The organism is Delftia sp. HK171 (assembly GCF_001886655.1).
Taxonomy (GTDB): domain Bacteria; phylum Pseudomonadota; class Gammaproteobacteria; order Burkholderiales; family Burkholderiaceae_C; genus Comamonas; species Comamonas acidovorans.
This window is the reverse complement of the sequence record NZ_CP018101.1, coordinates 2,187,912-2,200,625: the sequence shown is the minus strand read 5'-3', so window position 1 is coordinate 2,200,625 and position 12,714 is coordinate 2,187,912. Positions and strand designations below refer to the sequence as shown.

Genomic DNA, 12,714 nt, shown 5'->3' with positions numbered 1-12,714 from the left:
AACGCCGACAGCGTCTGGGCGCGGCCCAGCGATCAGTTCACCGATGCACCAGACTCGTACCAGCGCTTGACCATGCTGCGCTCGTCATCGTTCAGGGCACCCGGATTGCCAAAGGGCATCTTGCGCAGTTGCACCACCTGCTGGTAGATCTGCTGGGCGTGGGCCTTGACCTGCTCAGGCGAGTCCAGGCGCACATTCTTTTGCTGCAGGGCGGCACCGTGGCAGACCACGCAATGCTGCTGGAAGAAGGGCGCCATCTGGGCGTAGCCCACGGCGCCGTCGGCGGCGGGAGCAGCGGCCGCAACGGGTGCAGCGGCTTCGGCACCGGGCGCCGCCGTCGCAGCGGGCTCGGCACCAGCAGGCGCCTGCACGGCGGCGGGAGCCGGTGCGGGGGCTGCGGCAGGCGCAGACACAGGGGCGGCGGCAGGCGCCGGTGCAGGCTTGAGCCAGACGGCCGTGCCGATCAGCACCAGCACGCCGACCAAGGCGTAGGGCCAGGGATGGGCATTGCGGCCCAGCTTGAAGCCGTGGCGCATCACGAAGAACTGGCGGATGGCAGCGCCCGCGAACATCATCAGGATCAGCACCAGCCAGTTCAGCTCATGGCTGTACAGCCAGCCGTAGTGGTTGGACAGCATGGCGAACAGTACCGGCAGCGTGAAGTACGTGTTGTGCACGCTGCGCTGCTTGCCGCGCTTGCCGTGGATGGGGTCCACGGGCTGGCCTTCCTTCAGGGCCTTCACCACCGTGCGCTGGCCGGGGATGATCCAGAAGAACACGTTGGCGCTCATCGAGGTCGCCAGCATGGCACCCATCAGCAGGAAGGCGGCCTGGCCCGGGAAGATGTGGCAGGCCAGGAAGGCCGCGATGCACACCAGCACCAGCACCATGGCGCCCACCGTGGCGTCGCCGTTCTTCTTCTGGCCGAAGACGCGGCAGATGCCGTCGTACAGCAGCCAGAACACGACCAGGAAGGCCAGGGCCGAGGCAATGGCCGCAGCCGAGCCCATGGCGTTGGGATCGGCCGGATTGACGAGGTAGATCTTGGCGTTCCACAGATACGACACCGTCAGCAGCGCAAAGCCGCTGAGCCAGGTGGTGTAGCTTTCCCAGTAGAACCAGTGCAGGTGGTCCGGCAGCTTGGGCGGGGAGACATTGAACTTGACGGGGTGGTAGAACCCACCGCCGTGCACGGCCCAGAGTTCGCCGCTGACGCCCTGCTTCTTGAGGTCTTCATCGACAGGCGGCGTCAGGCTGCTGTCGAGGAAGACGAAATAGAAGGAGGAACCGACCCAGGCGATGGCCGTAATGACGTGGAGCCACCGCAACAGCAGGTTGGCCCAGTCGAGAATGTAGCTTTCCATAGCTCTCAACCTTGGCAGCGTGGGGGCCGCCGGTGTTCAACCTGCTCACCACTGCGGGCGCTCTGAGCAGAAGAAAAAGGCCGCGCACCCGGTAGATATACCGCCGGTGCACCGCTGCGACCATTTCGTAGACACAAAGTGTATGCAATTTTTCGACAGCCAGCCGGCTTGCGCGACATCAATTCACTAGAGATTTCCCTGATTCTGCGCAGGCGCGGCGCTGCGCCGCTGCAGCAGCTGCGCTGCCACGGCCACCGCGATCACCTCAGGCTCCTTGCCCTTGATGCCGGGCACGCCGATGGGGCATGTCACATGGTCCAGCTCCGCATCGCTGAAACCACGCTCGCGCAGCCTGCGCCGGAAGGTGGCCCATTTGGTGGCGCTGCCGATCAGGCCCACATAGGGCAGGTCGCCGTGCTGGCGCTGGCGGCTCAGGCATTGGGCGACCACCTCCAGGTCCTCGGCATGGCTGAAGCTCATGATCAGCACCTGGGAGCCGGTGGGCAGGTCGGCCACGGCGGACTGCACGGGATCAGAGTATTCACACTGCACGAGCTCGTGCTCCTCCTCGGGGAAGACCGAATCGCGGCTGTCCACCCACATCACGCGGTAGGGAAGATTGCACAGCAGGCGCACCAGCGCATGGCCGACGTGGCCTGCGCCGAACAGCGCCACGCAGTCGCGCGGCGGCTGCAGCCGCTCGCGCAGCATGTCCATGCGGCCCTGGGGCACCAGCACGAACCTCAGCATCACCACGCCGCCGCAGCACTGGCCCAGGCTGGGGCCCAGCGGATAGCGGTGCTGGTGCTCGGCGAGGGCGGGACCGGCCTGCCCAGGCTGTCCGGGCAATCCGGCCTGAAGCGCCGCGTCGCGCAGCAGGCTGCGCGCGCGGTCGATGGCGTCGAACTCCAGGCGCCCGCCGCCAATGGTGCCGGCCACGCGGTCGGCAAACACGGCCATCCAGGCGCCACGCTCGCGCGGCACCGAGCCGCGCGACTCCATCACCTCGACCCAGCACAGCGGCCCCTGCGCAAGGCCCTGCTCGACTTTCTTGAACGTGTCACTCCACATGGGCGCACCTGACAGCCCGTCGTGGCGCCTGCGGGCTTCGTTGGAATTTGTTGCGGGATTTTCCGCTGCGGCACTTGAGTTTTGCGCTCCGACTGCCGGTGCCGCAGCGTTTCAGGATACGCTCGCAATCATGCCCGATTCCCCCGATTCCTCTCAGCACAGTTCCGTGCAAAAGCCACGTTCCGGCCGTCCCTGGCTGTGGGCGGGGCTGATGGCCGCCATTGCCTCCCTGGTCACGGCCTGCAAGTCGCCACCCGGCCCCGGCCCGCGCCCCGACGAGGCCACCTCCAGCGCACAGCTGCAGTACCGCAAGGTGGCGGCCAACCATCTGTACGCGCGCAATGCCGAGCGCATCTACAAGGGCCAGCTGCCGCCCATGCTCTACGCCATCGGCGTGCTGCAGGTGCAGATCGACCGCAACGGCCAGGTCCAGCGCCTGCACTGGATGCGCGCGCCCAGCCATGCCCCCGAAGTGGTGAGCGAGATCGAGCGCCTGGTGCGCGCCGCCGCGCCCTTCCCCGCCCCGGCCGGCGCCGCCCGCATCACCTATACCGATACCTGGCTCTGGGACAAGTCCGGCCGCTTCCAGCTCGACACGCTGACCGAAGGCCAGCTCTGAGCCTCAGGCCGCCAAAGGCTGGCTCATGCCGGTTCAGGCAGATTCACGCGGCTGGCCGTCGGCAAAGCTCCTGGCGCTTCTGAGCAGGCAGGTCACGGCATAGAGCACCAGGTCCTCCGGGGCATCGTCGTTCACGCGGTCGATGACCTCGATGGCATAGCCCAGGTCCTGCGACATCTGCGGCAGCACGCCTGCCGCACGGTCGCCGGCCTGCAGGCTGGCTACCGCCTGGTCAGCGCTGGCGTGGTAGCCGCGCAGCAAATCACGCGCGGCACACACCATGGCCGAGCCGGCGCGCTCTGCATGCAGCTCCAGCACGCCCAGGGCCGCGCCCATGTGGCACAGCGCATCGACCGCCAGCACCTCCTGGTGCTGTGGTGAATATCTTCGGTGACTGCGGCCCGATGGGTTGACTGTCTTCATGGCTCCCCTTGCGCGGGACCGTGCTGGTCCCGAAGCAACAATACCTTTCAGGTCCCTTGCAGTCAATACCTTTCCGGTCCATGATTGCCGGCGATGAAACAGACCGATCCTCAGTACAAGCTGCGCCTGCCGCAGGAACTCAAGGACCTCGTCGAGGAGGCAGCCAAGCGCACCGGCCGTTCCATGAACGCCGAAGTCGTGGCCCGGCTGCAGACCACGTTCGAGGCCCCTCTGCTCGGCCGCCTGTCGGCCGCGACGGACCCTGCGCTGGAATGCGAGGAGCCCGTGAGCATCTACGACATCAAGATGAGCGCCGAGGCCGTGGAGCGCATCGAAAAGCGCCTCGAACGCATAGAGCAGGCCGTGCTCCCGCCCGCTGCGCCGGGCAGCGCCAATGAAGACGGCGCCGCTGGCGCCGACTGAGACAACCGCACAAAGAAAAAACCGGCCCGCAGGCCGGTTTCGTTCAAAGGCCCCTCAGGGCCGGGATCACTCGACCACCTTGGTGATCTTCGAGCCCTGCAGCGACACGCCGGCTTCCAGACCCGCATTGGTCAGCACATAGCTGGTCACGGGGCCCTGGGCGGTCGTGGTGTCCACGCTGCCATTGGCGCCCACCTTGCCTGCGGCCACCGTGGCATCGGCGCCCACGGACCAGCCCTCGCTGGCCAGGAACTTGTCCAGCGCTTCCTGGGTGTTGAACACATAGATCACAGCCTTGGACTGGCCACCGGCCTGCCAGCCCACCGAGGCGCCTGTCGTGCTGTAGTAGCCCTTGTTCTGGCCGCCGACGCGCAGAACGCCGCGGCCATGCTCGACACCGATGACGAAGCTGCCGCCGATCACCGAGGGGAAGATCAGCACGCCCTTGGAGCGGGCCACCATTTCCTTGGAGCCTGGCGCCGTCTGGTACAGCCGCTCCAGCGCAGCGTTGGCGCGCGCATTGACGGTGGTGGCATCAGCGCGCGGCGCGGACTGGGTTTCCGGCTTGGTGGTCGTGCAGCCGACCATGGCAATGCTGCCGGCCGCCAGTGCAGTGGCCATCACGACGGTACGCAAAGAAAACTGACGCATGGGAAAACCTGCCTTTCTTGATTGGACGTTTTGGGGAGACCCCATCGGTTCATTGGATTGATCACCTTGCCTCACGGTCCCGGGCACCCCTTCCAGTGCTCGCAAACCGTTTCTGAGACAGGCTGGGGATGATGCTAGGCGGCTTTGCGGTACTTGTGATGAGACATGTCACAAGTTGCGCCATAGGACTACAGGCCCGCAGGAAATGTCTGAAAATCCCGTGCCGGGCCGCCACAGCCGACACCGAAAGCGCGCTGATGCCAGAATGCACGCACAGCAACACCCGGCCCACCGGGCCTATCCACACCGAGGGAGTTCATGAAGTTCTGGAGCCACTTTCACCATCCCCAGGCAGCCATGGTGCTGCTGCGCGTCACGCTCGCGGTCCTGTTGCTTTTTCACGGCTGGGCCAAGCTGCGCTACGGCATAGGCAGCATCGAGCGCATGGTGGAGTCCACGGGCGCACCGGGCTGGCTGGCCTATGCGGTCTATCTGGGTGAGGTGGTGGCGCCGCTGCTGCTACTGGTCGGCCTGTGGGTGGTGCCTGCGGCGCTGGTGATTGCGATCAACATGGTCGTGGCCTTTGCGCTGGTGCACACGGGCCAGGTGATGCAGCTGCACAGCTCGGGAGGCTGGGCGCTGGAGCTGCAGGCCTTCTTCTTCATCACGGCCCTGGTCGTGGCCATGGGGCATTCCAAGGGCAAGTAGCCCGCACGCTTGCTGGAGCCCCAAAAGCAACGGCCCGCAATGCGGGCCGTTTTTCGTTTCAGGGCTCACTCCAGGCCATCCCCCGACAGCCTGCCTGCAGCAGGGCTCAGGAGCCCCGGTACGTGGAATAGCTCCAGGGGCTGACCAGCAGGGGCACGTGGTAGTGCTGGTCGGCATGGGCCACGCCGAAGTCCAGGCTCACCTTGTTGAGGAAGTTGGGCTCCGGCAGTTGCACGCCACGGGCCTTGAAGTAGGCCGCCACGTCGAAGGTCAGGCGGTAGGTGCCGGTCCTGAGGCTGTTGTTGTCGAACAGCGGCGCATCGGTGCGGCCGTCGTGGTTGAGCACCAGGCTCTTGATCAGCGTGGCCTGGTCGCCATCGGTGGAATACAGCGCGACAGCCATGCCGGCTGCGGGGCAGCCGTTCATGGTGTCGAGGACGTGGGTGCTCAGGCCCATGGAAATCTCCTGTGCGGCGGGAGCTGGCCCGCCCGGTTGTCATTGGTTGGTCAATGCACGGAGCGCGGCGCGCGACAGCACTCGCGGCCCTGCCCTGCATTCGCAAAGTGTATACAGTTTTTGTACGCCCTTGAAGGGCGTTGCACAGCCGACGCCTAGGCAGATACCCGCACTTTCGGCGCCCGGGCCGGCGCGCGGGAAGCCTGCCGACGCCATGCTTCTACACTGTGGTCCGCCGCCGCCCCGGCCGCAGGACCCTCCGGCCGGCGCACACAGGGCGGCACAGGACGCGCGCTCTTTTTCCACTGTTCCACTGTTTCATCTGCCAAGGAGATACCGATGCAACTTCGCTCCCCCTTGCTTGCAACCAGCCTGGCGCTGGCCATTGCCAGCCTGGCCGCCTGCAGCAGCACGCAGCCGCCCGCGGCTTCGGCGGCGCCAGCACCCGTGGCCGCAGCGCCTGCCCCGGCAGCGGCGCCCATCACGCAGAGCAACGCGGCCCAGGCCGCCAGCGCCGCCTATGACTTCGACATGGATGTGTTCCATCCCGTCGTGGGCAGGAGCGGCATGGTGGCCAGCGAGCAGGAGCTGGCCTCGCGCATCGGCCTGCAGATCCTGAAGTCCGGCGGCAATGCGGTGGACGCCGCCGTGGCCATGGGCTTTGCGCTGGCCGTGGCCCTGCCCAACGCAGGCAACATCGGCGGCGGCGGCTTCATGGTGGTGCATGACGCCAAGAGCGGCAAGAACATTGCGCTGGACTTCCGCGAGGTCGCGCCCTCCAAGGCCACGCGCGACATGTACGTGGGTGCGGATGGCAAGGTCATCGACGGCAAATCGCTCTACACCCACTACGCCGTGGGCGTGCCCGGCACCGTGGCCGGCATGGAGCATGCATTGAAGAAATGGGGATCGCTGCCCTTGTCCACGGTGATTGCGCCGGCCGCAAAGCTGGCCGACAAGGGCTTTACGGTCAGCGAGACCCTGGCCAAGATCCTGGAGCAGGAAAAGAAGAACATGGGCCAGTGGCCCGCCACCCAGGCCATCTTCTGGCGCAACGGCGAGCCCCTCAAGCGCGGCGACCGCCTGGTGCAAAAGGACCTGGCGCAGTCGCTGCGCCTGATCGGCCAGCAGGGCTCCAAGGTGTTCTACGAAGGCTCCATCGCCCGCAAGATCGCGGCCGAGATGGCGCCGCATGCAGGCGCCCTCTCGCTGCAGGACCTCAAGAGCTACAAGGTCGCCGAGCGCGAGCCTCTGCGCGGCACCTACCGCGGCTACGAGATCGTGACCATGCCGCCACCGTCCTCCGGCGGTGCCCACCTGATCCAGATCCTCAACATGATGGAACGCTGGCCCATGAACCAGTGGGGCGTCAACAGCGCGCAGAGCATCCACTACATGGCGGAAAGCATGAAGCTGGCCTATGCCGACCGTGCCGAATACCTGGGTGATCCCGACTTCGTGACCGTGCCGCTCAAGGGCCTGACCTCCAAGCGCTATGCCGAGGCACTGGCCGCCGGCATCGACCCCTACCAGGCGCGCGCCGGCAAGGACATCCGGCCCGGCAAGCCCCAGCCCTACGAGAGCGACCAGACCACGCACTACTCGGTGGTGGACAAGGCGGGCAACGCCGTGGCCGTGACCTATACGCTGAACACCAACTTCGGCAGCGGCATCGTGGCCAAGGGCACGGGCATCCTGCTCAACAACGAGATGGACGATTTCTCGGCCAAGCCCGGCGTGGCCAACGCGTATGGACTGGTCGGCGGCGATGCCAATGCGGTGGCCGCAGGCAAGCGCCCTCTGTCGTCGATGACGCCGACCATGGTGCTCAAGGGCGGCAAGCCCGTTCTGGTCACCGGCAGCCCCGGCGGCGCACGCATCATCACCACCGTGCTGCAGACCGTGGTCAACACCATCGACTTCGGCATGAACCCGGCCGAGGCCGCCGCCACGCCGCGCTTTCACCACCAGTGGACGCCCGATGAGCTGCGCGTGGAAAAGGGCATCAGCCCCGACACCGTGGCCCTGCTCAAGTCGCGCGGCCACAACGTTGCCGTGAAGGCGTCGATGGGCCGCACGCAGACCATCGAGCTGCGCGACGGCATGCTCTACGGCGCCTCCGACCCGCGCAACCCCGACGGGCAGACACTGGGATATTGAAGAAAGAAAAAGCCGCGCCCGTTGCCGAGCGCGGCTTTTCACAACAGGGCGGCGCAAGGCCGCCCTCCCACCAATCGTTGTCTCAAAGGCCGGCCATCAGTCCTGGACCTTCTGGCCCACTTCGAAGTTGGCCTGGATCTCCAGCGCACGCACCATGCCCGAGTGGTCCCAGTTCGCGCCGCCGTGGGCCACGCAGCTGTTGAACAGCTCCTGGGCCTGGGCGGTGTTGGGCAGGGACACGCCGAGCTGGCGCGCGCTGCTCAGGGCCAGGTTCAGGTCCTTCTGGTGCAGCGAGATGCGGAAGCCCGGATCGAACGTGCGCTTGATCATGCGCTCGGCATGCACTTCCAGGATCTTGGACGAGGCAAAGCCGCCCAGCAGCGCCTCGCGCACGCGGGCCGGGTCGGCGCCGGCGCGCGACGCGAACAGCAGGGCCTCGGCCACGGCCTCGATGTTCAGCGCCACGATGATCTGGTTGGCCACCTTGGCGGTCTGGCCGTCGCCGTTGCCGCCCACCAGGGTGATGTTCTTGCCCATGCGCTCGAACAGCGGCTTGACGCGCGCGAACACGTCCTCGGGGCCGCCGACCATGATGGACAGGGTGGCGTTCTTGGCGCCCACCTCGCCGCCGGAGACCGGCGCATCCAGGTACTGGGCGCCGATGGCCTCGATGCGGCGAGCGAAGTCCTTGGTGGCCACGGGCGAGATGGAGCTCATGTCCACCACCACCTTGCCGCTGCTGCCCTTGAGGCCGGCGGCCACGCCGTCCTCGCCGAACAGCACCTTCTCGACATCGGGCGTGTCGGGCAGCATCAGGAAGATGATGTCGGCCCGCTCGGCCACGCCGCGCGCCGTGGTGCACTGGGTGGCGCTGCTCTCGGCGATCTGCGCGGGGATCTTGCCCAGGGTGTTCACGAACAGCTGGTGGCCGGCCGTGAGCAGGTGGCCCGCCATGGGCGCGCCCATGATGCCCAGGCCCACGAAACCAAGCTTGAGAGAGGATGCATTCATGCTGTGTACTCCTTGTCGTTTTTGAAAAGCTGAAAAAAACTCCGGCGGCGCTCAGGCGGCGACTGCCGCGCGCACGCTGGTGTGGGCGTCCAGCCAGCCCAGGCCCGATTCGGTATCGCGCGCGGGCTTGTACTCGCAGCCCACCCAGCCCTGGTAGCCGATGCGGTCCAGGTGCGCGAACAGGAAGGGGTAGTTGATCTCGCCCGTGCCCGGCTCGTTGCGGCCCGGGTTGTCGGCCAGCTGCACGTGGCCGATGCGCGCCAGGTGCTTTTGCAGCGTGGCCGCCAGCTCGCCCTCGGTGCGCTGCGCGTGGTAGATGTCGTACTGCACGAAGGCGTTGGGCGCGCCCACCTCGTCGAGGATGGACAGGGCCTCGTCCGTGCGGTTCAGGTAGAAGCCGGGAATGTCGAAGGGGTTGATGGGCTCGATCAGCAGGCGCAGATTGGCCGCGCTCAGCGCCGATGCGGCAAAGCGCAGGTTGTCCACGAAGGTGCGGCGCAGCAGCGCGGCATCGGCACCGGCAGGCGCCTTGCCGGCCAGGCAGTTGAGCTGGGGCACGCCCAGCGCATGGCCATAGGTCACGGCCTTGGCCACGCCGGCGCGGAACTCGTCCACGCGGTCGGGGTGGCAGGCAATGCCGCGCTCGCCCGCATCCCAGTCGCCGGCCGGCAGGTTGTGCAGCACGATCTGCAGGCCGTGGGCGTCCACGCGCTCCTTGATCTCTTCGACCGTGTGGGCGTAGGGAAACAGGAATTCCACGGCCTCGAAGCCGGCGCGCGCCGCGCGCTCGAAGCGGTCGAGGAAGGGCACCTCGGTGAACAGCATGCTGAGGTTGGCAGCAAAACGGGGCATGTCAGAAGTCTCCGGTAGTCGTTTGGTGGGTTGGGAGCGGCAGGGCACGCAGGGTGCCCCGCCGATAGAAAAAGCAGTGCAGTGCAATGCCGTGCGATGTGCCGTGGCGGGCCGGTCAATCCAGCAGTGCAAGCGCGCTGGGCACGTCGGCCGGCGCTGCGGCCAGGTCCTCGAACTCGATCACGTTGTCGATCTCGGCGCCCATGGAGATGTTGGTCACGCGCTCCAGGATGACCTCGACGACGACCGGCGTGCGGTGCTCTGCCATCCAGGCCTCGGCCTGCTGCATGGCGGGCGCGAAGTCCTCGGGACGGTGCACGCGGATGGCCTTGCAGCCCAGGCCCTCGACCACCTTGACGTGGTCCACGCCATAGCCCTTGGACTCTTCCTTGTCGTCGACATTGATGTTGTCGAAGGCCAGTTGCACGCAGTAGTCGATGGAGAAGGCGCGCTGCGCCTGGCGGATCAGGCCCAGGTAGCTGTTGTTGACCAGCACATGGATGTAGGGCAGCTTGAACTGCGCACCCACGGCCAGCTCCTCGATCATGAACTGGAAGTCATAGTCGCCCGACAGCGCCACGATCTTGCGGGCCGGGTCGGCCACGCGCACGCCCAGGGCGGCCGGCACGGTCCAGCCCAGCGGGCCGGCCTGGCCGCAGTTGATCCAGTTGCGCGGCTTGTAGACATGCAGGAACTGCGCGCCGGCAATCTGCGACAGGCCGATGGTGGAGACATAGCAGGTGTCCTTGTCCAGGCTGCGGTTCATGCACTGGTAGACGCGCTGCGGCTTCATGGGCACGTTGTCGAAATTGGTCTTGCGCAGGTACTCCACATTGTTCTTGCGGGCCTGGCATTCGGCCACCCAGCCGCTGCGGTCCTTCAGGCGGCCAGCCGCCTTCCACTCGCGCGCCACCTCCACGAAGAGCTTGAGCGCAGCGCCCGCGTCCGAGACGATGCCGTAGTCGGGCGCGAACACGCGGCCGATCTGCGTGGGCTCGATGTCCACGTGCACGAACTTGCGGCCCTTGGTGTAGACCTCGACCGAGCCCGTGTGGCGGTTGGCCCAGCGGTTGCCAATGCCCAGCACGAAGTCGGAGGCCAGCATGGTGGCATTGCCGTAGCGGTGGCTGGTCTGCAGGCCGCACATGCCGGCCATCAGGCGATGGTCATCGGGAATGGTGCCCCAGCCCATCAGGGTGGGAATCACGGGCACGTCCAGCAGCTCGGCAAACTCCACCAACAGCTCGGAAGCGTCGGCATTGATCACGCCGCCGCCCGAGACCAGCAGCGGGCGCTCGGACTCGTTGAGCATGGCGATGGCCTTTTCCACCTGCTTGCGCGTGGCAGCCGGCTTGTAGACCGGCAGGGGCTCGTAGGTATCGATGTCGAACTCGATCTCGGCCAGCTGCACGTCGATGGGCAGGTCGATCAGCACGGGGCCGGGGCGGCCCGAGCGCATCAGGTGGAAGGCCTGCTGGAAGGCGCGCGGCACCTGGGCCGGCTCCAGCACCGTGGTGGCCCACTTGGTCACTGTCTTGGCGATGGAGGCAATGTCCACGGCCTGGAAATCTTCCTTGTGCAGACGCGAGCGCGGCGCCTGGCCCGTGATGCAGAGAATCGGAATCGAATCCGCGCTGGCCGAGTACAGGCCCGTGATCATGTCCGTGCCGGCCGGGCCGCTGGTGCCGATGCACACGCCGATGTTGCCGGCCACGGCGCGGGTGTAGCCCTCGGCCATGTGGCTTGCGCCTTCGACGTGGCGCGCCAGGATGTGGCCGATGCCGCCATGGTCCTTGAGCGCTGCGTACAGCGGGTTGATGGCGGCACCGGGAACGCCGAATGCGACGGTCACGCCTTCTTTTTCCAGCACGCGGACTGCGGCTTCGATTGCTTTCATTTTTGCCATGGGAGGTCTCCTTCAAATTGGAGTCAACTCTAGGCAGACAGGCCGATTGGCGGAACGCCTGCGCAGACCATAAAATTTATTCCGCACAGGAATAACTACCAATGAAAAAGGAGACAGCGCCATGGACAGACTCGATGCCATGCACATGTTCGTGCGCGTGGTGGAGACCAGCAGCTTCACCAAGGTCGCGCACGAATTCGCCACCACGCAGCCCACGGTCACCAAGCAGATCGCAGCCATGGAAGCGCGCCTGAAGGTGCGCCTGCTCAACCGCAACACGCGCGGCGTGAGCCTGACCGAAGCGGGCGCGCTGTACTACGAGAAATGCAAGGCCATCGTCAACGACGTGGCCGAGGCCGACAAGGTGGTCCAGGTGCGCCAGACCCAGGTGCAGGGCCAGCTGCGCATTGGTAGCTCGGTGGCCTTTGGCCGGCGCGTGCTGATACCGCTGGCGCTGGAGTTCATGGCGCACAACCCCCAGGTGCAGGTCGACCTGAGCTTCGAGGACCGCTACACCGACCTGGTGGCCAACGGCATCGACGTGGCCCTGCGCCTGGGCAAGCTGGCCGACTCCAGCCTGGGCGCACGCACGCTGGGCGTGAACCCCTGGGTGCTGGTGGCCTCGCCCACCTACCTGCGCAAGCGCGGCACGCCGCGCCGCCCCTCCGACCTCAAGGAACATGCCACGCTGATCTACAGCAGCGTGCAGGGCAACGACATCTGGCGCCTGCGCAACGCCAGCGGAGAGCCGGTCTCGGTGGCAGTCACGGGCCGGCTGCGCTCCAACAACCTCTCGGCCCTGCTGGCGGCCTCACGCTCGCACATGGGCATCGCCGCCCTGCCCCGCTACGTGGCCCACGACTCCCTGGAAGCCGGCCGCGTGGTCGAAGTCCTCAAGACCTGCCGCCTGCCCGAGCAGGAAATCCACGCCGTCTACCCCTCGCCGCGCCTGGTGCCGCAGAAGGTGCAGTCCTTCATCGCCTTCCTGCAGGGGCGGTTCGATGCCGAGTGGTGGGAGACGCTGCCGCGCGGGGCGTGAGGCCAGGCGCTGCGCATTGGCAATGCAATG

General features: G+C 66.6%; 13 protein-coding genes. 5 read left to right on the top strand and 8 right to left on the bottom strand.

The window, feature by feature from the left end; all coding sequences use genetic code 11:
- Positions 1 to 32: 32 nt before the first annotated feature.
- Positions 33 to 1,364 carry a urate hydroxylase PuuD gene (locus BO996_RS09990; protein ID WP_071954647.1) on the bottom strand — a complete coding sequence of 444 codons (1,332 nt, stop codon included), beginning with the start codon at positions 1,362 to 1,364 and terminating at the stop codon, positions 33 to 35.
- Between the two features lie 186 nt (positions 1,365 to 1,550).
- Complete coding sequence (xdhC, locus tag BO996_RS09985; RefSeq protein ID WP_071954646.1) at positions 1,551 to 2,435, bottom strand: xanthine dehydrogenase accessory protein XdhC; 885 nt, start codon at positions 2,433 to 2,435, stop codon at positions 1,551 to 1,553.
- 130 nt (positions 2,436 to 2,565) lie between these two features.
- Here xdhC and BO996_RS09980 point away from each other — a divergent pair, with 130 nt between their 5' ends.
- Entirely contained in the window at positions 2,566 to 3,054 is a 489-nt protein-coding gene (locus BO996_RS09980) for a hypothetical protein (RefSeq protein WP_065346741.1), read from the top strand.
- Positions 3,055 to 3,087: 33 nt separating this feature from the next.
- Here the strand turns inward: BO996_RS09980 and BO996_RS09975 are convergent, their stop codons facing one another.
- Positions 3,088 to 3,477, bottom strand: coding sequence for a hypothetical protein (locus BO996_RS09975; RefSeq protein ID WP_043824006.1), 390 nt, complete (start codon positions 3,475 to 3,477; stop codon positions 3,088 to 3,090).
- 93 nt (positions 3,478 to 3,570) lie between these two features.
- On the opposite strand from BO996_RS09975, the gene BO996_RS09970 reads away from it, so the two are divergent.
- Positions 3,571 to 3,900 carry an Arc family DNA-binding protein gene (locus BO996_RS09970; protein WP_012204047.1) on the top strand — a complete coding sequence of 110 codons (330 nt, stop codon included), beginning with the start codon at positions 3,571 to 3,573 and terminating at the stop codon, positions 3,898 to 3,900.
- A 66-nt stretch (positions 3,901 to 3,966) separates the two neighbouring features.
- Here BO996_RS09970 and BO996_RS09965 read toward each other — a convergent pair whose 3' ends face one another.
- Positions 3,967 to 4,551, bottom strand: a complete 585-nt coding sequence (locus BO996_RS09965) for a BPSL1445 family SYLF domain-containing lipoprotein (RefSeq protein WP_013803704.1) — start codon at positions 4,549 to 4,551, stop codon at positions 3,967 to 3,969.
- Positions 4,552 to 4,869: 318 nt separating this feature from the next.
- Between BO996_RS09965 and BO996_RS09960 the strand changes: the two genes are divergently transcribed.
- Positions 4,870 to 5,259, top strand: coding sequence for a DoxX family protein (locus tag BO996_RS09960; protein ID WP_013803705.1), 390 nt, complete (start codon positions 4,870 to 4,872; stop codon positions 5,257 to 5,259).
- 106 nt (positions 5,260 to 5,365) lie between these two features.
- On the opposite strand, the gene uraH is transcribed toward BO996_RS09960, so the two are convergent.
- Positions 5,366 to 5,716, bottom strand: coding sequence for a hydroxyisourate hydrolase (gene uraH, locus BO996_RS09955; protein ID WP_012204044.1), 351 nt, complete (start codon positions 5,714 to 5,716; stop codon positions 5,366 to 5,368).
- A 339-nt stretch (positions 5,717 to 6,055) separates the two neighbouring features.
- On the opposite strand from uraH, the gene ggt reads away from it, so the two are divergent.
- On the top strand, positions 6,056 to 7,876 hold the full coding sequence (gene ggt, locus BO996_RS09950; RefSeq protein WP_071954645.1) for a gamma-glutamyltransferase: 1,821 nt from the start codon (positions 6,056 to 6,058) through the stop codon (positions 7,874 to 7,876).
- Positions 7,877 to 7,972: 96 nt separating this feature from the next.
- Here the strand turns inward: ggt and glxR are convergent, their stop codons facing one another.
- The 3 genes from glxR to gcl all read right to left on the bottom strand — a co-directional run bounded on the left by glxR (position 7,973) and on the right by gcl (position 11,645).
- Positions 7,973 to 8,887 (bottom strand): 2-hydroxy-3-oxopropionate reductase, encoded by a 915-nt coding sequence (gene glxR, locus BO996_RS09945; protein WP_043824000.1) that lies wholly within the window; start codon positions 8,885 to 8,887, stop codon positions 7,973 to 7,975.
- Positions 8,888 to 8,938: 51 nt separating this feature from the next.
- On the bottom strand, positions 8,939 to 9,739 hold the full coding sequence (hyi, locus tag BO996_RS09940; RefSeq protein WP_012204041.1) for a hydroxypyruvate isomerase: 801 nt from the start codon (positions 9,737 to 9,739) through the stop codon (positions 8,939 to 8,941).
- 115 nt (positions 9,740 to 9,854) lie between these two features.
- On the bottom strand, positions 9,855 to 11,645 hold the full coding sequence (gene gcl, locus BO996_RS09935; protein ID WP_012204040.1) for a glyoxylate carboligase: 1,791 nt from the start codon (positions 11,643 to 11,645) through the stop codon (positions 9,855 to 9,857).
- A 121-nt stretch (positions 11,646 to 11,766) separates the two neighbouring features.
- On the opposite strand from gcl, the gene BO996_RS09930 reads away from it, so the two are divergent.
- Complete coding sequence (locus BO996_RS09930; RefSeq protein ID WP_013803709.1) at positions 11,767 to 12,684, top strand: LysR family transcriptional regulator; 918 nt, start codon at positions 11,767 to 11,769, stop codon at positions 12,682 to 12,684.
- The last annotated feature ends 30 nt before the right edge of the window (positions 12,685 to 12,714 follow it).

Bases quoted from the DNA above. Each gene is read 5' to 3' on its own strand.
- BO996_RS09990 (WP_071954647.1), bottom strand. From the start codon at position 1,364: ATGGAAAGCTACATTCTCGACTGGGCCAACCTGCTGTTGCGGTGGCTC.
- xdhC (WP_071954646.1), bottom strand. From the start codon at position 2,435: ATGTGGAGTGACACGTTCAAGAAAGTCGAGCAGGGCCTTGCGCAGGGG.
- BO996_RS09980 (WP_065346741.1), top strand. From the start codon at position 2,566: ATGCCCGATTCCCCCGATTCCTCTCAGCACAGTTCCGTGCAAAAGCCA.
- BO996_RS09975 (WP_043824006.1), bottom strand. From the start codon at position 3,477: ATGAAGACAGTCAACCCATCGGGCCGCAGTCACCGAAGATATTCACCA.
- BO996_RS09970 (WP_012204047.1), top strand. From the start codon at position 3,571: ATGAAACAGACCGATCCTCAGTACAAGCTGCGCCTGCCGCAGGAACTC.
- BO996_RS09965 (WP_013803704.1), bottom strand. From the start codon at position 4,551: ATGCGTCAGTTTTCTTTGCGTACCGTCGTGATGGCCACTGCACTGGCG.
- BO996_RS09960 (WP_013803705.1), top strand. From the start codon at position 4,870: ATGAAGTTCTGGAGCCACTTTCACCATCCCCAGGCAGCCATGGTGCTG.
- uraH (WP_012204044.1), bottom strand. From the start codon at position 5,716: ATGGGCCTGAGCACCCACGTCCTCGACACCATGAACGGCTGCCCCGCA.
- ggt (WP_071954645.1), top strand. From the start codon at position 6,056: ATGCAACTTCGCTCCCCCTTGCTTGCAACCAGCCTGGCGCTGGCCATT.
- glxR (WP_043824000.1), bottom strand. From the start codon at position 8,887: ATGAATGCATCCTCTCTCAAGCTTGGTTTCGTGGGCCTGGGCATCATG.
- hyi (WP_012204041.1), bottom strand. From the start codon at position 9,739: ATGCCCCGTTTTGCTGCCAACCTCAGCATGCTGTTCACCGAGGTGCCC.
- gcl (WP_012204040.1), bottom strand. From the start codon at position 11,645: ATGGCAAAAATGAAAGCAATCGAAGCCGCAGTCCGCGTGCTGGAAAAA.
- BO996_RS09930 (WP_013803709.1), top strand. From the start codon at position 11,767: ATGGACAGACTCGATGCCATGCACATGTTCGTGCGCGTGGTGGAGACC.